Origin of the sequence: Sphingobium algorifonticola (genome assembly GCF_004005485.1) — a bacterium.
In the GTDB taxonomy this organism is placed as follows: domain Bacteria; phylum Pseudomonadota; class Alphaproteobacteria; order Sphingomonadales; family Sphingomonadaceae; genus Sphingobium; species Sphingobium algorifonticola.
Genome location: NZ_RZUL01000001.1, coordinates 224,822 through 247,422 on the forward strand (window position 1 = coordinate 224,822; position 22,601 = coordinate 247,422).

Sequence of the window (22,601 nt, forward strand, 5' to 3'; positions counted from 1 at the left end):
TGCTATGACCTTAGTGCAGAGGCGCGTGAACTGCACTGGCGATTCCGTCAGTGGCTTTTGCCGGTCCGGCAGGCGACGGATGCGCTTGCGCAACGAGGACCGGCGAACGGAAGAGGCAGAAGTTTCGATGGACAGCATCCGTCTCGCCGATCTTGTCCGCCATCATGCGCAGATGACGCCGGACGCCGTGGCGCTGGTGTTCGAGGATCGCGAGACCCGTTTTGCTACGCTGGACCGGCAGGCCAACCAGATTGCCAACGGCCTGATCGCCGCCGGGCTGCATCCGGGCGACAGGATCGCGTTTCTGGGCAAGAACAGCGACCTGTATTTCGCCCTGTGGCTGGGTGCAGCGAAAGCGGGGGCGGTACTGGTGCCGGTCAACTGGCGGCTCGCGCCGCCGGAAGTCGCTTATATACTGTCCGATTGCGCGCCTCGGTTCGTCATCGCCGATCCCGCATTTGTCGACCGGCTCGAACCGGCCGCCGCTTATGTCATCCTCTCGACCGACGATGCACCGGCGTGGCGCGACGCGCAGGATGACGCCGATCCGCGGCAGGATGCAGGCTATGATGACCCTGTCCTGCAACTCTATACGTCCGGCACCACCGGCCATCCCAAGGGCGCGATGCTGAGCAACCGCAGCCTGCTGGCGCTGCGGCAGCAGACGCCCGACGCGCTGATGCCCACGTGGAACCGGTGGAGCGCCGATGACGTCGCCCTAGTCGCGATGCCGGTGTTCCATATCAGCGGTTCGGGCTGGGGCCTGTGGTCGCTGCAACATGGCGGCAAGGCCGTGGTGGTGCGCGAGTTCGATCCACACCAGCTGTTCGACCTGCTCACCCGCCATCGCATCACCAAGATCATGATGGTGCCGACCGCCATGAAAATCCTGTGCGATCATCCCGGTGCGGCCGATGCCGATTTCAGCTTCCTGCACACCATCTGCTACGGCGGATCGGCGATCCCCCTGGATCTCATGCGGCAAGCGATCGCCCTGTTCGGATGCGGCTTTGCCCAGATGTACGGGATGACCGAGACGGCAGGCACCGTCGTCGGCCTGCCGCCGGAGGACCATGACCCGCAGGGGAATGTGCGCATGCGCAGCGTGGGCATCCCCCTGCCCGGCGTATCCGTGCGGGTTCTGGACGAGGCTGGCCAAGAGGTGATCCCCGGTGCCATCGGGGAAATCGCCATCCGCTCCCCCTCGACCATGACCGGCTATTTCAACCGGCCCGATGCGACAGCAGAAACGCTGGATGCGCAGGGATGGCTGCGCACCGGCGACGCGGGCTATCTGGATGCCGACGGCTATCTGTATCTTGCCGACCGGATCAAGGACATGATCATCACCGGCGGCGAGAACGTCTATCCCGCCGAAGTCGAAAACGCGCTCTACAGCCATCCGCACGTCGCCGATGTGGCGGTGATCGGCGTGCCCGACGCGAAATGGGGCGAGGCGGTGAAGGCGATCGTCGTGCCGGTGGAGGGCGCATCGCCCGAACCGGCCGCGCTCATCGCCTGGGCACGGGACCGCATCGCAGCCTATAAGGCACCCAAGACCATCGATTTCCGCGACAGCCTGCCCCGCAATCCCTCCGGCAAGATTTTGCGGCGCGTGCTGCGCGAGGAATATCGCTGACCTCGCGCTTGTTGCAGGTTTGCCGGATTTCAGGACAGCCTAGACTGCGTGCATAGGGCGCAAAACCCTCGTCCGTCATCCTGACGAAAGAAAAAATGCCCGCAACGGGAGTGGACCACGCAGATGACCGCCAATTTTACCGGGCCGCTGGAAGACCGGATCGCCATTCGCGAAGTGCTCGAAAGCTATGCCGATGCCGTCAATCGCGTGGATGAGGCGCTATGGGCGTCGCTCTGGGTGGAAGATTGCCACTGGGATCTGTCGCATTATCCCGAGCTTGGCATCGTTTCCGGCAAGGATGCCGTTGTCGCGCTCTGGGCGGGGGCGATGCCGCATTATCCCAAGCTCAGCTTCATGGTCATGCCCGGCATGATCCGCGTGGATGGCGATCGTGCGGAGGTACGCGCCTATATCTCCGAAATCTACGAGGAGCCAGGCACGCTGAAGGACAAGCGGGCGCGCGCCTGCTACAATGACGTGTTCGTCAAGCGCGATGGCCAATGGCTTATCCAGAGCCGGTCCTTCACGATAATCCACCAGACCTGATAGGCCGCATCGACCACATTCCCGCAACACAAAGGATGCCTCATGCTTGTCATCACCGGCCAGATTTTCACCGACCCTGCGACCCTGCCTGAGTTGTTCGGGCGTCTTCAGGCGCTGTGCGAGCCTTCGCGCGCCGAAGACGGATGCCATTTCTATCACATGGGGATCGAGGATGCCGAAAAGGGCATCATCATGGCGATGGAAGGCTGGCGGGACATGGAAGCGTTGCAAACGCATCTTGCCCTGCCCGCAGTCGTCAAGCTGCTTGCGGATTTCGAAGGACGCTACACCAACAAGGTGTCGCTGCACGAGGTATCCTCTACTCAGGCGCTGTAAGGGCTTTTCCGCCCTCTCTCCATATCGGGCGGAAGAGGAAGGCCCGGTTTGCGCGCGCAGACCGGGCCTTTTTATGACCTTATGCGGTCAGCGCCACATAGCGTTGCAATTCCCATTCGCTGTCGCCGAACAGCGACGCGAGCACCAGCACACGCTTGAACGCCTGGCCTACCATCAGCTCCTCCGTCGTGCCGATGCCGCCATGCAATTGCACGGCATCCTCCGCGAGAGTCATGGCGTTTGCGGCGATATAGGCCTTCGCCCCGGCGATGGCGGCGACGCACGCGTCCCCTGACTGCGCGGCCGCGCGATACAACTGCCCGCGGCTCAACTCCAGCCGTGCATAATGGTCCGCCATGCGATGCTGGACAGCCTGAAAATCGCCAATCGCCTGACCGAACTGGTTGCGGGTCTTGAGATAGTCGAGCGTCGCGTCGAACATCATGCCCATCAGGCCGATCAGCTCGCCGCAGACCGCAAGGCGCGCATCGTTCAACGTCGATTCCAGCGCCTCAATGGAGCCGGGCATCGGCGTTGCGGGGGTTTGCGCGAAGTCGATGTCGCTCGCGGCCGATCCATCCGCCAGCCGATAATTGCGGCGGGTGATGCCCGGCGCATCCGCTTCGACCAGATAGAGGCCGAGCGCGCCATCGGCCCCGCGCGCGACAACCACCAGATTGTCCGCATAGGGGCCGCCCAGCACCATCTGCTTTGTGCCGGACAGAAGCGGCTGCGCGCCGGCGCCGCCCACACTGGTCGCAATTGCTGCGTAACCAAAACGTGCGTTGCGTTCTGCCACGGCGAGGGCCGCGAACTGCGTGCCGGATGTGAGCGCGGGTAGCAATGCCGCGGCCTGATCCGGTGATCCGGCGCGTTCTATGATTTTACCCGCGAGAATGATGACGGGCAACACCGGCTCAACGGCGACCGACCTGCCCAGTGCCTCCATGACGGTAATCATTTCTACCGGACCGCCACCCAGCCCGCCAAACGCTTCGGCAAAGGGAAAAGCAAGCAGACCCGTGTCCGCCAGGAGCGCCCAGCCTTCCGCGCTAAACCCGGACGGGGCACGCACATAGGCAAGCCGTTTGACCGAGTCGTACCGGTCGTTCGCGAACCGCTCGACCAGATCGCGGAGCATCCCCTGCTCGTCGCTGAGATCGAAATCCAAAGCTGCCGTCCCCTAATGGCTCCGCCGGTCGGCCATTCCCTCCGAACCGGCATATTCTGTCATATTCTGTGCAATACCCACTAAGCACCGTGATGCCCCATGCATCGCCTGCGTTTTCCAATAGTTTGGAACGGGGCAGGGCGGAAAACCTATACGGAGTCATAGGTTTTTGCGCTCTTGTCGCCACCCCTGCGGCGGTATATTCTCCTATGCATGGAGAGAACAGGCGACAGCTTTGCCGCCTGCATGGATGATAGCGGCAAGACCCCAATAGGCACCGATATCCGTTCACGCAGGCATGTGCCCACCGCGATAGCCACGGCGGCCGATATCCGCCCGGCTGCGGAAGCCTTGCGCGACATCGCGCTTGAACTCGGCAATTTTCGCGTGGCGGCCTGCGCCAATATCGCCTCCAAACTCTCGATGTGCGACGAAGCGGGCGAAGTGCTCGCCTCCACTGTGTTCGGCTGGCCTGCATCGCGCGAGCAATGGTGGAAGAAACCGCTGCTGGCGCTGAGTTCGCCGCTGCCCTTTGCCTGCCGCTATGAAAGCGAACCATTCTGGGCCAATGCGCGCGGCATCCACACGCGCGCGCCCAATCCGCTGCTCGACCAGATCGACCTTTCGCATTTCAACGACGATGTGAACGGCGCGGCGGCGATCGTGGTGCCTATTCATCTGCCGTTCGGTCAGATCGGCGCAGTGAGCTTCACGCCGATCGACAACGGGCGCGACGACCTGTCCCGCGAGTTCGATCTGTACGCCGACCAGCTTGAATATCATGCGCGGCGGTTCATCAGCGGCTATTCGCGCGTGACGATGCAGCGGCCCTGGATTCCGAAGAATTGCCGCCTGTCCAAACGGGAAGTGGAATGCCTGCGCTGGGCGGCGGTCGGCAAGACCGATGTCGAAATCGCAATGATCCTGGGCCGCAGTTGCGCCACGGTGCGCTTTCACATTCACAATGCCGCCACCAAGCTGGAAGCGGTGAACCGCAGCCAGACGGTGTTCAAGGCGACGCAACTGGGTTTCCTGGGTGCCGTCGCCGCAATATCGCCGCGCTCCACCAACCCGGAAAATCTGGCTCACAATTAAGCCACGCCGCGGATGCGCCCAAAATGGCCTGTCGGCAACGGCAAGCCTTTTTCGTTTCGGGACACGAGATCATCCAGTCCCGTCCGCAGCAACCTGCGGCAACCTATGCTTTGTTACAGCGGAAATCGCCTGCGTCTCTCCCCATAGTCAGGACGAGAAACGCAAGGAGGGCGCGCGTCATTTCCAGCCGGGTTGCCATAGCGGAAGGGCTGTTCACGCAGAGCGAGGCCCCGTGCCTGATCGGCGGGCGGGAACGCACAAGCGGGCGCATCGTCTTCCCCTGCCCGGACGACTCCACCCGCTGGGAGCCAGTGCCGCTGCCTCGCCAGGGTATATTATGGTCGTGGACGATACAGCGTTTCCGTCCCAAATCGCCGCCCTATGCCGGGCCGGAGGCCTTCGAACCTTTTGCGCTTGGCTATGTCGAGTTGCCGGGCGCGGTGATCGTCGAGGCACCGCTCACGGGCATTGCTTTCGACGCAATCCGCATCGGCATGACCTTGGAGACGGTGCTCGTGCCGCTGACGAGTGACAGCGAGGGCCGCACTGTCGTCACCTTCGCCTTCGCCCCTGCGGAGTTGCAGGCATGAGCGACGTGTTCATCGTCGGCATCGGCATCCACCCCTTCGGCCGCACCGACGGACTTATGGGATTGCAACAGGGTGCGCATGCCGCGCGCGTCGCTCTCGCGGACGCGGGCGTCGACTGGCGCGACATGCAGTTCGGCTTCGGTGGATCGGACGCGGCGGGCAATGCCGATTCGATCGTCAACGAACTGGGGCTGACCGGCCTGCCTTTCATCAACGTCAAAAATGGCTGCGCCACCGGCGGATCGGCGCTGATCGGCGCATGGCAGGCGATCGCCTCGGGCCAGAATGACATCGGCATCGCCATCGGCTTCGACAAGCATCCGCGCGGCGCGTTCAACGCCATGCCCGCCGAATATGGCCTGCCCGACTGGTATGGTGCGATGGGCATGATGGTGACGACGCAATTCTTCGCCATGAAGCTGCAACGCTATATGGCGCTGCACGGCATATCGCAGGCGACGCTGGGGCGTGTCGCGGAAAAGGCCTTTGCGAACGCCGCCCATGCCGATCATGCCTGGCGGCGCGTGCCGGTCGATCTCGATACCATTCTCGACAGCCCGATGATCAGCGATCCGCTGACCAAATATATGTTCTGTTCGCCCGCCGAGGGCGGTGTCGCGCTGATCCTGGCGAGCGAGAAGAAGGCGCGGGAACTGGGCAAGGCACAGGTGCGAATCAAGGCGGCGGCGATCCGTACGCGGCCGCCCGGTTCGTTCGAGGTTTTCGCCCCAAGCATCGCCATAGAACGCGGCGGCGCACCCACGCTGCTGGCATCGGCAGCCGCCTTTGAGATGGCGGGAATAGGGCCGGACGACATCGACGTCGCGCAGTTGCAGGATACCGAATCCGGCGCGGAAATCATGCATATGGCCGAAAACGGCTTTTGCGCGGACGGCGCGCAGGAGGAATGGCTGGCGGAAGGCTGGAGCCGCATCGACGGGCGGCTTCCGGTCAATACCGATGGCGGATGCCTCGCCTGCGGCGAACCGATCGGCGCGTCCGGCCTGCGTCAGGTCTATGAGAATGTAACGCAATTGCTGGGGCGCGGTGGTGGGCGTCAGGTGCCCGGCAACCCCAGGACAGCCTATTCGCATGTCTATGGCGCGCCCGGCATATCCGGCGTGACGATATTGGAACGATAAACATGGACCTCAATTTCTCTCCGCAGGACGAAGCCTTCCGGGCCGAGGTGCGCGCCTTTCTCGACACCCACCTGCCCGAGCATCTGCGCGCGGGCATGCGGGCGACGCCATCGGTGTTCGTGGAACCGGATATCGGCCGCGAATGGCAGCGCATCCTGCACGAGAAAGGCTGGCTCGCCTATAATTGGCCGGTCGATTGCGGCGGGACGGGCTGGACCACCGTGCAACGCTATATCTTCGAGAAGGAATGTGCGCTGGCCGATGCGCCGGGCCTTCCCGTGCTGGGGCTTAAACTGTTGGGGCCGGTGATCTGCCGGTTCGGTACGCCGGAACAGAAGGCGACGCTACTGCCGCGCATTCTGGACGGCACGGATTACTGGTGTCAGGGCTTTTCGGAACCCGGCGCGGGATCGGACCTTGCCAGCCTGAAGACCCGGGCGGAAAAGCGCGGCGACCATTATGTCATCAACGGGCGCAAGCTGTGGACGACGCATGCCCATCACGCGACAAACATCTTCTGCCTCGTTCGCACCGACGGCACGGTGAAGCCGCAGGCGGGCATCAGCTTCATCCTTGTGGACATGAATCAGCCTGGTGTGGAGGTCCGCCCGATCAAGGGGCTGGCGGGCGATCATGAAGTCAACGAAGTCTATCTGGACGATGTGGTCGCGCCGCTCGACAATCTGGTGGGGGCGGAAGGCGAAGGCTGGACCATCGCCAAGTTCCTGCTGGAAAATGAGCGTGGCGGCGCCTGTCATGCCCCCAAGCTGCTTGCCGACATCCGCAAGCTGCGCGCGGCGGCGGGGCTGGAACCGGATGGCATGGGCGGGAACATGGCGCAGGACGCCGCCTTCATGGCCGCACTGGCGTTCGTCGAGCTGGAAAGTCAGGCGCTGGAGATGACCGAACTGCGGGTGCTGGCGGAAATGGCCAAGGGGCTGCCGCCGGGACCGCAAACGTCGCTGTCGAAAATGGTCGCCTCCACCTTGCGGCAGAAAGTCGACGGGCTGGCGGTGCGGCTGTTCGCCTATGCCGGGCTGGCGCTGGAGGAGGCGCGGCCATTGTACGGCAATGACAGCCCCGCGCCGCTGTACAGCAAGGATGCGCAGCTTGCCGCGCCGCGCTATCTCAATAGCCGTGCCTGGACGATCTTCGGCGGAACCAATGAAGTGCAACGCACGATCATCGCCAAAACCGTGCTGGGCCTGTAGCATGTCCCGCAACGACAAAAGACGGAGAGTGAGATGCAACTGAGCCGCGACGCGCTGCTGAAGGCCTATCGCCAGATGAAGACGATCCGGGCGTTCGAGAACCGCCTGCATGACGAGATCGCGCTGGGCGAGATCGCCGGGTTCACGCATCTCTATGCCGGTCAGGAAGCCTGCGCCGTGGGCGTGTGCGAGCATCTGGGGCCAAAGGATTATATAATATCGACGCATCGCGGTCACGGCCACTGCATCGCCAAGGGATGCGACGTGGTGGACATGATGAAGGAGTTGTACGGGAGCCGCGAGGGGCTGTGCAAGGGACGCGGTGGCTCCATGCACATCGCCGACGTCAATGTCGGGATGCTGGGGGCGAACGGCATTGTCGGCGCAGGCGCGCCGATCGCGGTGGGCGCTGGCATTTCCGCCAAGGCAACGGGCCATGTCTCCATCGCCTTTTCCGGCGACGGCGCATGCAACCAGGGCACGACGTTCGAGGCGATGAACATGGCCGTCGTCCTGAAAGTGCCGGTTATCTTCGTCTATGAGAACAATCATTACTCGGAACATACCGGTGTGGATTATGCCGTCGGTGCGGACAGCATCCTCGATCGGGCGGGCGCATTCGGCATGAAGACCTTCCGGGCGGACGGCACCGATTTCTTCGCGGTGTACGAAACCATGCGCGAAGTGATCGAATACTGCCGCACGACCAAGCTGCCCGCAGCGGTCGAGCTGGATACCGAACGCTATTTCGGCCATTTCGAAGGCGATCCGCAACGCTATCGCGGCCCCGGCGAACTGGACCGCATCCGCGAAGAGCGCGACTGCCTCAAGACGTTCCGCGAGAAAGTGACCGAGGCGAAGCTGCTGGATGGCGCGGACATCGACGCTGTCGACGCCGAAGTCGAGGCGCTGATCGACCGGGCCGTCGCGGAAGCCAAGGCCGCGGAAAAACCCAAGCCCGAGCACGTCCTGGAAGACGTGTACATCAGCTACTGACCGCAGGGATCATTCAGACATGGCCATAAAGATGATCCGCGAGGCGATCCTCGAAACCATCGACGCGGAAATGGCGCGCGATGAAAGCGTCATCATGCTGGGCGAAGATATCGTCGGCGGCAACGGCGCACCGGGCGGTCCCGAAGCGATTGGCGGGATCTGGAGCACGTCCACCGGCCTGTGGGCGAAATATGGCCCGGACCGGGTGATCGACACGCCGATTTCCGAAAGCGCGATCATCGGTGCGGCATCCGGCGCGGCGCTGACGGGCAAGCGGGCGATCGCGGAAATCATGTTCGCCGACTTCATCGGCGTGTGCATGGACCAGATCTGGAATCAGGTCGCCAAGTTCCGTTACATGTTCGGCGGCAAATCCACCTGCCCCATCGTCATCCGCATGGTCTATGGTGCCGGGTTCAACGCCGCCGCGCAGCACAGCCAGTCGATCCACGCGATGGTGACGGCGATGCCCGGCCTGAAAGTCGTGATGCCCAGCACGCCCGCCGACGCCAAGGGGCTGCTGACGCAGGCGATCCGCGACGACGATCCGGTGATCTTCCTGGAACACAAGGCGCTTTACGCGGTGAAAGGCGACGTGCCCGATGGCGAATATCTGATCCCCTTCGGCCATGCCCGCCATGTCACGCAGGGCGACGACATCACCCTATTGGCGACGGGCATGATGGTCGGCTTTGCGGAGAAGGCGGCGAAGCAGCTTGCAGAGGACGGCATCGGCTGCGACATCATCGACCTGCGCACCACCAGCCCGCTGGACGAGGAAGCGATCCTCGACAGCGTGGAGCGCACCGGCCGCCTGCTCATCGTCGACGAAAGCCCGCCGCGATGCAGCCTGGCGACGGACCTGTCCGCGATCGTCGCGAACAAGGCATTCGCTTCCCTGCGCGCGCCCATTGAAATGGTGACGGCGCCGCACACCCCGGTTCCCTTCGCGCGGGAACTGGAATCGGCCTATCTCCCCTCCCCCGACAAGATCGTGACGGCGGCCACCCGCCTCATGTCGTACAAGCGGGGTTGATCGTCATGGCCAAACTGCGCGCCTTCACCATGCCCAAATGGGGCATCGAAATGACGGAAGGCGTCGTCGCCGAATGGATGGTCGCGCCAGGTCAGCCGTTTGCGAAAGGCGATACGCTGGCGCTGATCGAGACCGACAAGATCACCAACGAAGTCGAGGCGGAAGCGCCGGGCATGTTCCCGCGCCTGATCGCGACGCCCGGCAGCACATGGCAGGTCGGCGAGCTGATCGCGGTGCTGGCCGATGCAGGCGACGCGCCCGCCGACAGTGAAGTCGACGCCTTCATCGCGGGCTTCACCCCTGCCGATAACCGGGTGGCATCGCAGGCGGGGGCAAAGTCGGAAGCGGTACCTGTTGTGGCCCCCGAACCGGAGCCGCAGCCAGTCAAGGCGGTCGTCATCGCAGACGACATCAACATCTCGCCCGCCGCCCGCGCGTTGGCCGTCGAGAAGAGCGTCGACATTTCCGGCATCGCAGGATCGGGCGCGAAGGGGCGCATCAGCTTTCAGGATGTGTTGCAGGCGAGCCTCGCCGATGCGCCTGCCCCCGCCCCGGCCGGAGGCGGCGCGCCGGTCGATCTGACGCCGGTCGGCAATGTGCTGGGCGACGTGTTCGCTAGCCCGCTGGCAAAGCGGCTGGCGGTGCAGCACAGGATCGACCTGTCCGCGATCACCGGCACCGGCCCGCGCGGGCGGATCAGCAAAGCGGACGTGCTGGCGAAGGTCGCGCCGGAAGCGCCGGTTGCGGCCGCGCCTGCGGCGCCCGCCCCGGCATCGGGCAGCGTCGAGATCATCCGCATGTCGCCGATGCGCAAGGCGATTGCCCGTGCGCTCAGCCACAGCAAATCGACGATCCCGCATTTCTATCTGCGCGCCGAAGTGCGGATCGACGCGATCCTGGGGCTGCGCGCGCAGGCCAAGGCGGCGACGGGCGAGGCACCCAGCATCAACGACTATATCGTGCGTGCGGTCGCGCTGGCGCTGTCGCGGCATCCCGATGTGAATGTGCAGGTGCATGGCGAGGAGATTCACCGCTTCGCCAGCGCCGACATCGCCGTTGCCGTCGCCACCGACAAGGGGCTGATCACGCCGATCGTGCGCGGCGCGGAGGCGCTGTCGGTCGCCGCCATATCGCGGGAGGTAAAGGCGCTGGCCGACAAGGCACGGGCCGGAAAGCTGGCACCGGAGGAGTTTCAGGGCGGCAGCTTCTCGATCAGCAACCTCGGCATGTTCGGCATCGACCAGTTCGACGCGATCATCAACCCGCCGCAGGGCGCGATCCTGGCGGTGGGCGCAGGGGTGCGCAGGCCAGTGGAGATCGGCCATGCGCTCGCCTTCGCCACGGTCGTGAAGCTTTCCCTTTCCTGCGACCATCGCGCGATCGACGGCGCGGTGGGGGCAGATTTCATGCGGACGCTGAAAGGGCTGATCGAGGAACCGGCGGGGATCGTGGGGTAGTTTTGCCCTCTCTCCTTGAGGGAGAGGGAGGCGCCCGCCGCACAGCGGTGGGAGGGTGAGGGGTGCGATTCCATCGGAACCGCGCGGACCAAAGATCCGCTCACCCTCATCCAACTCCGCCTCATTCGCTGCGCCCATGAGACTGCGTATCCTTCTCCCTTCAAGGGAGAAGGTTTGGCTCTCTGCGGCTGCAATGCTATCGCGCCCCGATGTCCCTCCCGCTCACCCTCCCCCCGCTTGCGCCGCAGATCGGGCCGGTGCTCGAAACATTGAGCATCGTCGGCACTGCGCTGTTTGCCGCATCGGGCGCGCTGGCGGCGGCGCGGTTGCACCAGACTTTGGTGACCTTCGCTTTCTTCGCGCTGGTGACGGGCGTGGGCGGCGGCACGCTGCGGGATTTGCTGATCGGTGCGCCGGTGTTCTGGGTGGCGGACCCGCTGCCCGCCATCGCCTGCGTCGCCGCCGCGCTACTGGTGTGGATGACGCCGCGGCACTGGTGGAGCGATCGTGCGCTGGACTGGCTCGACGCCGTAGGTCTCGCCGCCTTCGCGGTGTTCGGCGCGGCCAAGGCGCTGTCGTTCGGTATCCATCCGTTCGTCGCGGGGATCATGGGGGTGGTGACGGGCTGCATGGGCGGCATCATCCGCGATCTGCTGGCGGGCGAACCTTCGATCCTGCTGCGCCCGGAAATCTACGTCACCGCCGCCGCGCTCGCCTCCGGCCTGTTCGTGACGCTGGCCGCGCTGGGCGTCCCCGTGCCGGTCGCCAGCGTGATCGCGGCGCTGGCGGGCTTCGCACTGCGCGCAGTGGCGATCGCGAAGGGGCTGGCGCTGCCGGGGTACAGACGGGGGTGAGGGTGCGACTTTAGTGGTTGTGATGGGCCAACCCTCTTTCGTCATTCCCGCAAACGCGGGAACGACGGTTATGGGTGGGTAGCGGAACGGCGGCTTCGGGACGAAAAGTGAGATTTGTGGACATTGACGCAGGCGAAGTCAAAGTAGAAAAGCCGGAGGTATGAGGCGCATGTATCCGCTATTTCTTGCCATCATCGGCCTGTTGATTTTTGCAGGCGGTGTGATCTGGAAAATCACCAGCGCGGATGGCTGTACGAAACAGAATGGCATCGTCGTGGGGGGTCTTACCCGCAGCCAGCATTGCGTCGGTGCTCGATAATGATTGCTGAAACGGGTGGGAAGCAGCTAGTCCGGTTTTGGAGAGATAGTGCGCAATAGCTGACGATGCGCGCGAAAATTCTTCGGCAACAATCGCCCGGAGCTGCCAACCGCGACCTACCCGTTCAGAGGCAACTCGTCCCGGTAGACGACTATGGAATGGCCCAGAAGCGCTGCATCTTGCGCTGCCGATCTTAGAGTTTCGTCCTCCATGGCCGAGAGATCAGCGTTAAGTTCCTTCTCCCGCTGAACCTCGACGAAGTTCCACCCTCTATCTTCAGCCCCCGCTATGGCAGTTGACCGGGCAGATTCTATTCCTGACCCTCTCCCAAAGAGCATGAGCGCATGTCGCGCGCCGGGACGGAAGCGGGTGGCCTCGGTCGCGACACCTTTTGCTGAGAATATGAACAGTGCTTCGGTCATATGCTCAACCTACACGATTGTCCTCCGGTATCAATGTCGGCTCCCCACCAGATTTTGTCATTCACCACCTGATGTGCCATCAAAATGAATGGCCGGTTTTAATGATGTGTCTGATTTGGCGGAGTGACCAAGAATGGTCGCTAACGGACCTGCTGCCTACCAACCCCTACCCACAATCATCGCCCACAACGACCGCTCTTCCTCAGCACCCACAGCCCGCGGCGCGCCATAGCCGCGGCATTCAAGGCACGCCGCGCGGATCGCGCCACCCGTAATCAGCCCCCGCGCGTCGCCCACCGCCTGCAACGCCCATTGCCGGTTCAGCCAGGCCTGTCGCCCCAGCCAGTCGCGCGGGATCGCCGCTTCCTCGGTGCCGGAGCCTATCCACTCCTCCACGAACTGCGCGAACTTGTCGGGGGCTTTCTCGATATAATAAGGTTGCGCCTCGGCGGGGTCGATCTTTGCCAGTTTCGCGGCTTCGGCGATCGCGTCCTCCAGACCGCCGAACTGGTCGACGAGGCCGATTTGCCGTGCGGTGCCGCCGTCCCACACGCGGCCCTGCGCGATGCCGTCCACCTGTTGCGGGGACTTTTTCCGCGCCTGCGCTACCAGCCCGACGAAGCGCGTATAGACGGCTTCCACGCTGGCCTGCGCCAGCGCGTCGAATTGCGGGCTGACGCCGCCTGCCAGATCGGGTTCGCCCGACAGCGGCGTCGTCTTGCTGCCGTCCGTGGTCACGCCGATCTTCGCCAGCGTCCCTTCGAAGCTGGGGAGGATGCCGAATACGCCGATCGATCCGGTGATCGTGCCCGGCTCGGCAAAGATGCGGTCGGCGGGTGTCGCGATCCAGTAGCCGCCGCTCGCCGCGACATTGGCCATCGAGACGACAACGGGCAGACCGCGCTTCTTCGCTTCCAATATCGCCTGCCGGATCTTTTCGCCCGCGAGCACCGATCCGCCCGGCGAATCGACGCGCACGACCAGCGCCTTCAAGGATTTTTCGGCAAGCGCGGTGTAGAGCAGGTCGGATATCGTATCGCCCGCCGCGCTGCCCGGCCCGGCTTCTCCATCGATGATCTCGCCCGCGACCGTCAGCACGCCGATCTGGCCGCTGTTGGCAGGCGTCTTGGCCTTCGCATAGCGGGCAAAGTCGATCGCGGCAAAGGCGCTGGCCTTGCCGTCGCTGGCCTTGCCCGCGATCTGTGCGACGCGCGCGGCGAACGCTTCGCTGCCGCCCAGCCTGTCCACCAGCCCGGACGCCTGCGCGGCCTTGGGCAGATCGCCTTGCGTGGCAGCGGCCACAGCCATGGGATCGGCAATATAGGGGGCGAGCTTCGCCTTGGGCCGCGCCTTGCCGACTTCATCGAGCCAGGTCTGCCACAGCGCCCCGGCAAGGGCCTGATCGGCCTGCTTCGCTTCGGGCGACTGGTCGGCACGGGTATAGGGTTCGACGAAGCTCTTGTAGGTGCCGACGCGATAGACATGGGTGGTGACGCCCAGGCGGTCGATCAGCCCCTTGTAATAGAGCCGCGATCCGCCCGGCCCGGCCAGAAACACCTGACCGAAGGGATTAAGCCAGACTTCGCTGGCGTGGGCGGCAAGCTGATAGCCGTCCGCGGAATAGATGGTGGCATAGGCCAGCACCGGCTTCTTGGCGGCGCGCACTGCGTCCAGCGCCTTGCCGATGCGGGTGAGCGCCACCTGTCCGCCACCCAAGAACCCGTCGAGATTGAGGACCACCGCCTTGACATTGGCATCGCCCTTTGCCGCTTCCAGCGCCGTCACGATATCGCGCAGGCGATATTCCTTCATTTGCGGCGCGTTGCCGGGCAAGGCGGAGAAAGGATTGGCCTGTTGCGGCTGTTCGACGATCACGCCTTCCAGATCGAGCAGCAGCGCGCCTTGCGTCACGCTGGCAACCGGTGCGGGAGAATAGGACAGCGCAGCGTAGAGCAAGCCGAAGAACAGCAAGAGGAACAGAAGAACCAGCGCATCCTTGATGCCAACCAATATGCGCCATGCGCCGCGAATGAATGCCAAGGGAAACGCCTTCCGTGCCGGTGTTCCTGTCACCTAATGCCTCGGCGGTTACGCTTCAATGGCGGGGCCGCCCACGATCCACCTTGCAAGCCTCTCTCGCCATCACATTTTTCTTGGTCATGGTCTTGACCGGGGATCGGCGCGCGCCATATCTGCGGCGCTGGCACTCTTCCTCATAGAGTGCTAACAGACAGAAGTTCACTGGGAGCGGAAGCGAGTCGGCATATCCATTGCGCCCTGTGCCATCATGGAGGTGGCGCACACGCATCGGGTCCGGCCCGCCATGTTCCCTCCACGAAGGGAAAGGCAAATATATGGCATTCCGTCCGTTGCATGACCGCGTTCTGGTCCGTCGCATCGAAGCCGAAGCGAAGACCGCTGGCGGCATCATCATCCCCGACACCGCCAAGGAAAAGCCGCAGGAAGGCGAAGTCATCTCCGTCGGTTCGGGCACCAAGTCCGAAGACGGCAAGGTCACCCCGCTGGACGTCAAGGCCGGTGACAAGATCCTGTTCGGCAAGTGGTCGGGCACCGAAGTGAAGGTCGAAGGCGAAGACCTGATCATCATGAAGGAATCGGACATCCTCGGGATCGTCGGCTGATTTCAGCCGCCCTGTAGTTCCTTTCACATTACAAGCAGAGGTATAATCTCATGGCTGCAAAAGACGTAAAATTTTCCCGCGACGCGCGTGAGCGCATTCTGCGTGGTGTCGATATCCTGGCCGACGCGGTCAAGGTCACGCTTGGTCCCAAGGGCCGCAACGTCGTGATCGACAAGAGCTTCGGTGCGCCCCGCATCACCAAGGACGGCGTTACCGTCGCCAAGGAAATCGAGCTGAAGGACAAGTTCGAGAACATGGGTGCCCAGATGGTCCGCGAAGTCGCTTCGAAGACCAACGACGTCGCCGGTGACGGCACCACCACCGCGACGGTGCTGGCGCAGGCCATCGTCCGCGAAGGCATGAAGTCGGTCGCGGCCGGCATCAACCCGATGGATCTGAAGCGCGGCATCGATCTGGCCGTGACCAAGGTCGTCGAAGACCTCAAGGCCCGTTCCAAGCCGGTTTCCGGTTCGGCCGAAGTCGCGCAGGTCGGCATCATTTCCGCCAATGGCGACACCATCGTCGGTGAAAAGATCGCCGAAGCGATGGAGCGCGTCGGTAAGGAAGGCGTCATCACCGTTGAAGAAGCCAAGGGTTTGGATTTCGAGCTGGATGTCGTCGAAGGCATGCAGTTCGACCGCGGTTACCTGTCGCCCTACTTCATCACCAACCCGGAAAAGATGCAGGTCGAGCTTCAGGATCCCTATATCCTGATCCACGAGAAGAAGCTTTCGAACCTGCAGGCGATCCTTCCCATTCTGGAAGCGGTCGTGCAGTCGGGCCGTCCGCTCCTCATCATCGCGGAAGACATCGAAGGCGAAGCCCTCGCCACGTTGGTCGTCAACAAGCTGCGCGGCGGCCTGAAGGTTGCAGCGGTCAAGGCTCCGGGCTTCGGTGATCGTCGCAAGGCGATGCTGGAAGACATCGCGATCCTGACCAAGGGCGAGCTGATTTCCGAAGACCTCGGCATCAAGCTGGAAAATGTGACGATCCAGATGCTCGGCACCGCCAAGCGCGTCACCATCGACAAGGACAACACCACCATCGTCGACGGTGCGGGTGATGCCACGGCGATCAAGGGCCGCGTCGAAGCGATCCGTGCGCAGATCGAGAACACGACCAGCGATTACGACAAGGAAAAGCTGCAGGAGCGCCTTGCCAAGCTCGCCGGTGGCGTTGCAGTCATCAAGGTCGGCGGTTCGACCGAAGTGGAAGTGAAGGAGCGCAAGGATCGCGTTGACGACGCCCTCCATGCAACCCGCGCTGCCGTGGAAGAAGGCATCGTTCCGGGCGGTGGTACGGCCCTGCTGTACGCCACCAAGGCTCTCGAAGGCCTGAAGGGCGCGAACGACGACCAGACCCGCGGCATCGACATCATCCGCAAGGCGATCACCGCGCCGGTCAAGCAGATCGCCCAGAACGCAGGCGTCGATGGCGCCGTCGTCGCCGGTAACCTGCTGCGTGAAAATGACGAGACCCGTGGCTACAACGCCTCGACCGACACCTACGAAAACCTGGTTGCTGCCGGCGTGATCGACCCGACCAAGGTCGTTCGCACGGCGCTGCAGGACGCGGCATCGGTCGCCGGTCTGCTGATCACCACCGAAGCGGCGATCAGCGATACGCCAACCGACGACAAGGCCGGCGCCGGCATGCCCGGTGGCATGGGCGGCATGGGTGGCATGGGCGGCATGGACTTCTAAGTCCTGCTTTTCATACCCAGGAAAATCGGGGCCGGAGGTGCAATCCTCCGGCCCTTTTTCTTTGCGGCTCTCACCACTCTGGAACCCGGCTTTCGCCGGAGAACCGGGTACGTCGCAATTATCGTGCGCCCGATCCCAAAATCGCCCGCAACCGGAACGATCTGCGCGGCGCATCCTTGTTCCAGACAATAATTTCAACGGAACCTTCTTCGTGCCACCAGCCTTTGCCGCATCAACCCGTAACGACCCGATCGCCATCGCCCGCGTCCTGTGCATCCTGGGCGTGGTTTACGTGCATGCCTGGACAGGGCGGACGGGGGAGGAACTGGCGCATATGGCGGGCAGCGGACAGGAATTGCTGCGATGGACCGTCATGGAAGGGCTGGGCAAAAGCGCGGTGCCGCTGCTCGGGATGATATCGGGCTATCTGCTGGCGGGGTCCCGAAGGGCGCTGCACTGGCGCAGCCATGTGTCGGCCAAGGCCCGCACGATCCTGCTGCCCATGCTGCTGTGGAATGCCATTGCGATTGGGTGCGTATCCGGCGCGGCGATGGCGGGCCTTATTCAGGCACCCGTGCCGCATTCGGCGCGCTGGATGATCGAGGAAATGCTGGCGCTGACCCGTGCGCCCGACATCAACGTGCAGATGCCGTTCCTGCGCGACCTGTTCGTGTGCATGCTGATTGCGCCATGGCTGGTCCGCTGGCGGCCACCGGCGCTGGCATTGTTGGCGGCGGCAATCGCGGGCGTCGCGGTCATCGGCCTGCCACAACCTTTGCTGTTGCGGCCGATCATCCTGCTGTTTTTCGTGACGGGCATGATCGCGGGCAAGACGGTGCTGGCCGAACGCGCCGCCGCATTGCCGCTGATCGTCGCACTATTGCCTTTCCTGCTGTTGATGCCGGTCAAGGTTGCGCTGTCGCTGCCTCCGGCACCATTTTCCGTCAGCCATCCGCACGCCATGGCGCTGCTTGATCTCGCCATGCGGATCGCGGCGGCACTCGCCTTCTGGCGTATGGCGCACGGCATCGCACAAACGCGTCTGCGCATTCCGCTCCTACGAATAGAGCCTTATGCTTTCTTCCTGTTCTGTGCCCATCTTGTCCTGATATGGCTTGGTGGTCCGGCCATCGGCCAGTGGACCGGCCCGCTCGGTACGCCGCTGTACCCCACATTTCTGCTGATGCAGCCGCTGCTGGCATTGGCGGCATCCATCCTTCTTGCCAAGGCGATAAGCCATATTTCGCCGCGCGCGGCCCGGATACTCAGCGGCGGGCGTCTGGCGCGATCGGACGATGGCCTTGCCCCGGCTCGGAAGATGCCCTCTGCAAAGCGTCAGGTCAGGCCAACACCGGCTGCGGCCTGACCAGGCTTTCGGCGGCATCCATGGCGATCACGATGGAACGCTTGCGCGCATCGGGATCGAACATCGCGCCGCTCACCATCACTTCGTCAACACCCGTGCGGGCAATGAACGCCGCCAGATCGCGCGCCACATCCTGCCGCGTGCCAATGGCCGAACAGGCCAGCACATTGGCCAGCATCGCCTGCGCCTGCGGGGGTAGCGACGCGCGATAATCGCGCACCGGCGGCGGCAGCTTGCCCGGCGTACCGGTCCGCAGAGCGACGAAGCTCTGCATCATCGACGAGGCCAGCAGTTCGGCTTCCTCCCGCGTATCGGCCGCAAAGACGTTGAACCCCGCCATTGCATAGGGCCGGTCAAGCTGCTCCGACGGTTTGAAATCACGCCGGTAGACGGCGAGCGCGGCATCCAGCGCATCAGGCGCGAAATGCGATGCGAAGGCATAGGGAAGACCCAGCACCGCCGCAAGTTGCGCGCCATAAAGGCTCGATCCCAATATCCACAGCGGCACATCTGCACCCGCGCCGGGCGTGGCCGTGAACCCCAGCCGGTCGTCGCCCGCGAAGTAGGCCTGCAATTCCATCACATCGCGCGGAAACTGATCCGCCCCGCCGGTGAGCGCGCGCCGCATGGCCTGCGCGACACGCTGGTCCGATCCAGGTGCCCGGCCCAGACCCAGATCGACGCGTCCGGGAAAAAGCGCCGCCAAGGTCCCGAACTGTTCCGCGATGGCGAGCGGCGCGTGATTGGGCAGCATGATGCCGCCCGCGCCGATACGGATGGTGGAGGTCGCCGCGCCGACATGCGCGAGCACTACCGCCGTGGCGGCAGACGCGATACCCGCCATGCCATGATGCTCTGCGGTCCAGTAACGGCTGTAGCCCAAGGTCTCGGCGGTGCGGGCAAGATCGGCGGCCTCGGTCAGCGCGGTGCGGACATCGCTGCCCTGGCGGACGGGGACGAGATCGAGAAGGGATAATCTGGTCATGCCCCTGATATAGGGCATGACCAGTTGCATTTCACTACGCTATTTTGCCGATCAGGCTTCCAGCGTCGCAGTGAGCGTGATGTCCGCCTTGAACAGCTTCGATACCGGGCAATTCGCCTTGGCCTTCGCGGCAAGGTCCTGAAAGGTTTCGTCCGTCGTGCCGGGGATGTTGGCGGTCAGCGTTAGCGCGACCGCGGTAATCGTGAAACCCCCGTCCTGCTGCTCCAGCGTAACCACAGCCTTTGTCTCCATTTTCTCCGCCGTCAGCCCCGCTTCGCCCAGGATGAGCGACAATGCCATGGTGAAGCAGCCCGCATGGGCCGCGCCGATCAGCTCTTCGGGATTGGTGCCCGCTACCCCTTCGAAGCGCGAAGCGAAGCCGTAGGGATGCGCATCAAGCGCGCCGCTCTGCGTCGATATCGCGCCGATACCGTCCTTGATACCGCCGCTCCATACGGCCGATCCGCTGCGATTGATCTTCATGACTTTCTCTCCTTCTTGGGGGCACAACATGGCCATAACGCGCGATAGAGACAGTATAACGACGCCAACAGCGGATGGGTCCTGCCGCTCAGCGCCCCATATAGGCGATGCACTCCACTTCGACCGCTGCGCCACGCGCTAGGCCGCTGCTGCCAAAGGCACTGCGCGCAGGCAGGCGACCGGGCTTGAAATAGGTGATGTAGATTTCGTTGAAGCGCGGCCATGTCTGCATGTCGGCCAGCATCACCGTGCATTTGACCAGATCGTCCAGGCTCGCGCCGCCAAGCGCCGCGGTCTTGGCGACGTTGGCCATCGCGTTACGGGCCTGGGTGTCGAAATCGGGCGGCAGGGTGCCGTCGGCTGCCGTGCCGAGCTGACCGGACAGATAGAGCGTGTCGCCAGCCCGGACCGCCGAACTCAGCGGCCGCCCCGGCGTGACCGGGCCAAGATATTGCGGGCCGGGAGACGCGGCCGTCTGGGCATGAAGCGGTGCGGCACCATGCGCCGCGACTTGAACGAGCGTGGCGATGCCGATCGCTACCCAACGTGCTCGATATCTCTGCCGCGCCATTATGGTCCTCCTCAACATGCGTCACGATCACAGACGATCCGTTGCTGTCGTTCCGCCATCATGACGCGATGCCGCAGGCTGCTGCCTTACGCCGCCTCGTCCTGGAACTGCAATCGGGCGAGGCGGGCGTAGAGACCGCCTTGCGATGTCAGGACGGCATGCGTACCCTGTTCCACGATGCGGCCCTGATCCATCACCACGATGCGGTCGGCGGCGCGGATAGTAGCAAGGCGGTGGGCGATAACGATCGTGGTGCGGCCGCGCATCAGCCGGTCGAGCGCATCCTGCACCAGCCTTTCCGACTGCGCGTCTAGCGCCGACGTCGCCTCGTCCAGCAGCAGGACGGGCGCGTCGCGCAGCAGCGCGCGCGCGATTGCGAGCCGCTGGCGCTGGCCGCCGGACATGCGTGTGCCGCTTTCACCCATGAAGCTGTCGAGACCCTGGGGCAGCGCCCGCAGGAAATCTTCGGCATGGGCGGCGCGGGCGGCTTCCCACAACTGCTCGTCGGTCGCGTCCCAATTGCCATAGCGCAGATTATCACGGGCCGACGCCGCGAAGATCACCGTTTCCTGCGGTACAAGCGCCATCAGTCCGCGAATGTCGGCCGGATCGGCCGCGCGCAGATCGACGCCGTTCAGCGTGATTGCCCCGCCCTGTGGATCATAGAATCGCTGCGTCAACTGGATCAGTGTGGACTTGCCCGCGCCCGATGGCCCGACAACCGCAATCGTCTCGCCAGGCTCCACAACCAGCGTGAAATCGTCGAGCGCCGTCGTGTCGGGGCGAGTCGGATAATGGAATGTGACATTGCGGAACGCAATCTGCGCCTTGTCGCTGGCGGGGATAGCGGCGGGTGCGGCAGGCGCAGCGATTTCCGGCACCGCCGTCAGCAGTTCGTTCAGCCGCTCGGCCGCGCCCGCCCCACGCAACAGATCGCCCCAGGTTTCGGTCAGCGATCCGAACGCCCCCGCGACGAGGCCGCTGGTCAGCACGAAGGCGGCGATGCTGCCGCCCGACAACGCGCCGCTCGCAACGTCGATCGCGCCTTGCCACATGATCATCGTAACCGCGCCGAAGATGAGGCAGATGACTACGCCGGTCATCACCGCGCGCAGCATTATGCGTTTGCGGGCTGTGTCAAACCCGCGTTCCACCGCGCCACGGAAGCGCGCGGCTTCCCGCTCTTCCTGACCGAAGGACTGAACGATCCGCATCGCGCCGAGCACTTCGGCGGTCATGCTGCCGACATCGGCCAGCCGGTCCTGGCTGCTGCGCGACAATTTGCGCACCCTGCGGCCCATGATGACAATCGGCAAAATGATGAGCGGGATGCCCAGCAGCATCATGCCCGCCAGTTTTGGCGCGAGCGCAACCATATAGCCGACGCCCAGCACGCCAGTGACGAAGTTGCGAAGCGCGACCGATACCGTGGTGCCGACCACCTGTTCGATGACGGCAGTATCCGACGTCATGCGCGAGGCGATTTCCGAAGGCCGATTGTCCTCGAAGAAGCGTGGTGCCATCCGCAGCAGGTTGCGCTGCACCGCGGCACGGATATCGGCCACCACCCGCTCACCCAGCCAGGAGACGAAATAGAAGCGGCACGCCGTGGATATGCCCAGGATGATGACGATCAGCAGCAGATACTGAAACCAGCGACCGATATCGCTGCCGTCGCCGCCGCCGGCAAAACCCCGATCGATCACCAGCTTGAAACCGCTGGGAATGGCGAGTGTAGCTGCCGACGCGCAGAGCAGGGCCGTGAGCGCGCAGATATAGCGGCCCGGATAGTTGCGGGCGAACCGCCATACCATGCCCAGGCTGGCAAGCTTGCGCCCCTTGGGCGATTTTTCGTCCTTGCCGCCACCGATGTCCTGCGGCGTCGCCCCGCTTGCGTCTCTGCTCATGGCCGGTGCTTAGCAGCCCTCCGGTGCACCCTCAATCGCAAAGGCGGGATGCCCCCGGTCTTCAGCCCCGTTGTCCCGAGGCATGAGCCGATCCGGGGCATATTTGATCCACCGCAAGACAGTTATCGAG

General features: G+C 63.9%; 22 protein-coding genes. 15 read left to right on the forward strand and 7 right to left on the reverse strand.

Going from position 1 to position 22,601, the window contains the following annotated elements; genetic code table 11:
• Nucleotides 1–79 precede the first annotated feature (79 nt).
• The 3 genes from ENE74_RS01155 to ENE74_RS01165 all read left to right on the forward strand — a co-directional run bounded on the left by ENE74_RS01155 (nt 80) and on the right by ENE74_RS01165 (nt 2,521).
• Nucleotides 80–1,639 carry a fatty acid--CoA ligase gene (locus ENE74_RS01155; protein WP_206517615.1) on the forward strand — a complete coding sequence of 520 codons (1,560 nt, stop codon included), beginning with the start codon at nt 80–82 and terminating at the stop codon, nt 1,637–1,639.
• Between the two features lie 123 nt (nt 1,640–1,762).
• The gene (locus ENE74_RS01160) at nt 1,763–2,185 is read left to right on the forward strand and encodes a nuclear transport factor 2 family protein (RefSeq protein ID WP_127688810.1); all 423 of its coding nucleotides are present in this window, start codon (nt 1,763–1,765) and stop codon (nt 2,183–2,185) included.
• 42 nt (nt 2,186–2,227) lie between these two features.
• Nucleotides 2,228–2,521 carry a putative quinol monooxygenase gene (locus ENE74_RS01165; RefSeq protein ID WP_127688811.1) on the forward strand — a complete coding sequence of 98 codons (294 nt, stop codon included), beginning with the start codon at nt 2,228–2,230 and terminating at the stop codon, nt 2,519–2,521.
• A 79-nt stretch (nt 2,522–2,600) separates the two neighbouring features.
• Here ENE74_RS01165 and ENE74_RS01170 read toward each other — a convergent pair whose 3' ends face one another.
• Complete coding sequence (locus ENE74_RS01170) at nt 2,601–3,692, reverse strand: acyl-CoA dehydrogenase family protein (protein WP_127688812.1); 1,092 nt, start codon at nt 3,690–3,692, stop codon at nt 2,601–2,603.
• A gap of 213 nt (nt 3,693–3,905) precedes the next feature.
• Between ENE74_RS01170 and ENE74_RS01175 the strand changes: the two genes are divergently transcribed.
• From ENE74_RS01175 to ENE74_RS18110, 9 genes are all read left to right on the forward strand, one after another.
• Nucleotides 3,906–4,787 (forward strand): helix-turn-helix transcriptional regulator, encoded by an 882-nt coding sequence (locus tag ENE74_RS01175; RefSeq protein WP_241241772.1) that lies wholly within the window; start codon nt 3,906–3,908, stop codon nt 4,785–4,787.
• A gap of 311 nt (nt 4,788–5,098) precedes the next feature.
• Nucleotides 5,099–5,377, forward strand: a complete 279-nt coding sequence (locus ENE74_RS01180) for a Zn-ribbon domain-containing OB-fold protein (protein ID WP_338142970.1) — start codon at nt 5,099–5,101, stop codon at nt 5,375–5,377.
• A complete protein-coding gene (locus tag ENE74_RS01185; RefSeq protein WP_127688814.1) occupies nt 5,374–6,519 on the forward strand; it encodes a thiolase family protein in 1,146 nt (381 codons plus the stop codon). The genes ENE74_RS01180 and ENE74_RS01185 overlap by 4 nt, the downstream gene beginning before the upstream one ends.
• A 2-nt stretch (nt 6,520–6,521) precedes the next feature.
• On the forward strand, nt 6,522–7,730 hold the full coding sequence (locus ENE74_RS01190; protein ID WP_127688815.1) for an acyl-CoA dehydrogenase family protein: 1,209 nt from the start codon (nt 6,522–6,524) through the stop codon (nt 7,728–7,730).
• 33 nt (nt 7,731–7,763) lie between these two features.
• Entirely contained in the window at nt 7,764–8,726 is a 963-nt protein-coding gene (locus ENE74_RS01195) for a thiamine pyrophosphate-dependent dehydrogenase E1 component subunit alpha (protein WP_127688816.1), read from the forward strand.
• Between the two features lie 19 nt (nt 8,727–8,745).
• Nucleotides 8,746–9,762: an alpha-ketoacid dehydrogenase subunit beta gene (locus ENE74_RS01200; protein WP_127688817.1), complete on the forward strand. Its 1,017-nt coding sequence runs from the start codon at nt 8,746–8,748 to the stop codon at nt 9,760–9,762.
• A gap of 5 nt (nt 9,763–9,767) precedes the next feature.
• A complete protein-coding gene (locus ENE74_RS01205; protein WP_127688818.1) occupies nt 9,768–11,219 on the forward strand; it encodes a 2-oxo acid dehydrogenase subunit E2 in 1,452 nt (483 codons plus the stop codon).
• A 209-nt stretch (nt 11,220–11,428) separates the two neighbouring features.
• Nucleotides 11,429–12,073 (forward strand): trimeric intracellular cation channel family protein, encoded by a 645-nt coding sequence (locus ENE74_RS01210; protein ID WP_127688819.1) that lies wholly within the window; start codon nt 11,429–11,431, stop codon nt 12,071–12,073.
• Nucleotides 12,074–12,242: 169 nt separating this feature from the next.
• Entirely contained in the window at nt 12,243–12,392 is a 150-nt protein-coding gene (locus ENE74_RS18110) for a hypothetical protein (protein WP_164847348.1), read from the forward strand.
• Nucleotides 12,393–12,508: 116 nt separating this feature from the next.
• Here the strand turns inward: ENE74_RS18110 and ENE74_RS01215 are convergent, their stop codons facing one another.
• Both ENE74_RS01215 and sppA read right to left on the reverse strand, forming a co-directional pair.
• Nucleotides 12,509–12,814, reverse strand: a complete 306-nt coding sequence (locus tag ENE74_RS01215) for a hypothetical protein (protein ID WP_127688820.1) — start codon at nt 12,812–12,814, stop codon at nt 12,509–12,511.
• A gap of 156 nt (nt 12,815–12,970) precedes the next feature.
• Entirely contained in the window at nt 12,971–14,854 is a 1,884-nt protein-coding gene (gene sppA / locus ENE74_RS01220; RefSeq protein ID WP_127688821.1) for a signal peptide peptidase SppA, read from the reverse strand.
• Nucleotides 14,855–15,168: 314 nt separating this feature from the next.
• Between sppA and groES the strand changes: the two genes are divergently transcribed.
• From groES to ENE74_RS01235, 3 genes are all read left to right on the forward strand, one after another.
• The gene (gene groES / locus ENE74_RS01225; protein WP_127688822.1) at nt 15,169–15,456 is read left to right on the forward strand and encodes a co-chaperone GroES; all 288 of its coding nucleotides are present in this window, start codon (nt 15,169–15,171) and stop codon (nt 15,454–15,456) included.
• A 50-nt stretch (nt 15,457–15,506) separates the two neighbouring features.
• Nucleotides 15,507–17,159 carry a chaperonin GroEL gene (gene groL, locus ENE74_RS01230; protein WP_127688823.1) on the forward strand — a complete coding sequence of 551 codons (1,653 nt, stop codon included), beginning with the start codon at nt 15,507–15,509 and terminating at the stop codon, nt 17,157–17,159.
• A gap of 211 nt (nt 17,160–17,370) precedes the next feature.
• The gene (locus ENE74_RS01235) at nt 17,371–18,525 is read left to right on the forward strand and encodes an acyltransferase family protein (RefSeq protein ID WP_241241773.1); all 1,155 of its coding nucleotides are present in this window, start codon (nt 17,371–17,373) and stop codon (nt 18,523–18,525) included.
• On the opposite strand, the gene ENE74_RS01240 is transcribed toward ENE74_RS01235, so the two are convergent.
• The 4 genes from ENE74_RS01240 to ENE74_RS01255 form a co-directional block, all read right to left on the reverse strand.
• Nucleotides 18,500–19,510 carry an LLM class flavin-dependent oxidoreductase gene (locus ENE74_RS01240; RefSeq protein ID WP_127688824.1) on the reverse strand — a complete coding sequence of 337 codons (1,011 nt, stop codon included), beginning with the start codon at nt 19,508–19,510 and terminating at the stop codon, nt 18,500–18,502. The genes ENE74_RS01235 and ENE74_RS01240 overlap by 26 nt on opposite strands.
• A gap of 51 nt (nt 19,511–19,561) precedes the next feature.
• Nucleotides 19,562–19,993 (reverse strand): OsmC family protein, encoded by a 432-nt coding sequence (locus tag ENE74_RS01245; protein WP_127688825.1) that lies wholly within the window; start codon nt 19,991–19,993, stop codon nt 19,562–19,564.
• An 88-nt stretch (nt 19,994–20,081) separates the two neighbouring features.
• Nucleotides 20,082–20,564: a RidA family protein gene (locus ENE74_RS01250; RefSeq protein WP_127688826.1), complete on the reverse strand. Its 483-nt coding sequence runs from the start codon at nt 20,562–20,564 to the stop codon at nt 20,082–20,084.
• A gap of 86 nt (nt 20,565–20,650) precedes the next feature.
• On the reverse strand, nt 20,651–22,471 hold the full coding sequence (locus tag ENE74_RS01255; RefSeq protein ID WP_127688827.1) for an ABC transporter transmembrane domain-containing protein: 1,821 nt from the start codon (nt 22,469–22,471) through the stop codon (nt 20,651–20,653).
• Nucleotides 22,472–22,601 lie beyond the last annotated feature (130 nt).

Excerpts from the sequence above, each read along its gene's own strand:
- ENE74_RS01210 (WP_127688819.1), top strand. The coding sequence starts at position 11,429 with ATGTCCCTCCCGCTCACCCTCCCCCCGCTTGCGCCGCAGATCGGGCCG.
- ENE74_RS01185 (WP_127688814.1), top strand. The coding sequence starts at position 5,374 with ATGAGCGACGTGTTCATCGTCGGCATCGGCATCCACCCCTTCGGCCGC.
- groES (WP_127688822.1), top strand. The coding sequence starts at position 15,169 with ATGGCATTCCGTCCGTTGCATGACCGCGTTCTGGTCCGTCGCATCGAA.
- ENE74_RS01240 (WP_127688824.1), bottom strand. The coding sequence starts at position 19,510 with ATGACCAGATTATCCCTTCTCGATCTCGTCCCCGTCCGCCAGGGCAGC.
- ENE74_RS01215 (WP_127688820.1), bottom strand. The coding sequence starts at position 12,814 with ATGACCGAAGCACTGTTCATATTCTCAGCAAAAGGTGTCGCGACCGAG.
- ENE74_RS01255 (WP_127688827.1), bottom strand. The coding sequence starts at position 22,471 with ATGAGCAGAGACGCAAGCGGGGCGACGCCGCAGGACATCGGTGGCGGC.
- ENE74_RS01190 (WP_127688815.1), top strand. The coding sequence starts at position 6,522 with ATGGACCTCAATTTCTCTCCGCAGGACGAAGCCTTCCGGGCCGAGGTG.
- ENE74_RS01195 (WP_127688816.1), top strand. The coding sequence starts at position 7,764 with ATGCAACTGAGCCGCGACGCGCTGCTGAAGGCCTATCGCCAGATGAAG.
- ENE74_RS01250 (WP_127688826.1), bottom strand. The coding sequence starts at position 20,564 with ATGGCGCGGCAGAGATATCGAGCACGTTGGGTAGCGATCGGCATCGCC.
- ENE74_RS01175 (WP_241241772.1), top strand. The coding sequence starts at position 3,906 with ATGGAGAGAACAGGCGACAGCTTTGCCGCCTGCATGGATGATAGCGGC.
- ENE74_RS01160 (WP_127688810.1), top strand. The coding sequence starts at position 1,763 with ATGACCGCCAATTTTACCGGGCCGCTGGAAGACCGGATCGCCATTCGC.
- ENE74_RS01155 (WP_206517615.1), top strand. The coding sequence starts at position 80 with ATGCGCTTGCGCAACGAGGACCGGCGAACGGAAGAGGCAGAAGTTTCG.
- groL (WP_127688823.1), top strand. The coding sequence starts at position 15,507 with ATGGCTGCAAAAGACGTAAAATTTTCCCGCGACGCGCGTGAGCGCATT.
- ENE74_RS01205 (WP_127688818.1), top strand. The coding sequence starts at position 9,768 with ATGGCCAAACTGCGCGCCTTCACCATGCCCAAATGGGGCATCGAAATG.
- ENE74_RS01165 (WP_127688811.1), top strand. The coding sequence starts at position 2,228 with ATGCTTGTCATCACCGGCCAGATTTTCACCGACCCTGCGACCCTGCCT.
- ENE74_RS01200 (WP_127688817.1), top strand. The coding sequence starts at position 8,746 with ATGGCCATAAAGATGATCCGCGAGGCGATCCTCGAAACCATCGACGCG.
- ENE74_RS18110 (WP_164847348.1), top strand. The coding sequence starts at position 12,243 with ATGTATCCGCTATTTCTTGCCATCATCGGCCTGTTGATTTTTGCAGGC.
- ENE74_RS01245 (WP_127688825.1), bottom strand. The coding sequence starts at position 19,993 with ATGAAGATCAATCGCAGCGGATCGGCCGTATGGAGCGGCGGTATCAAG.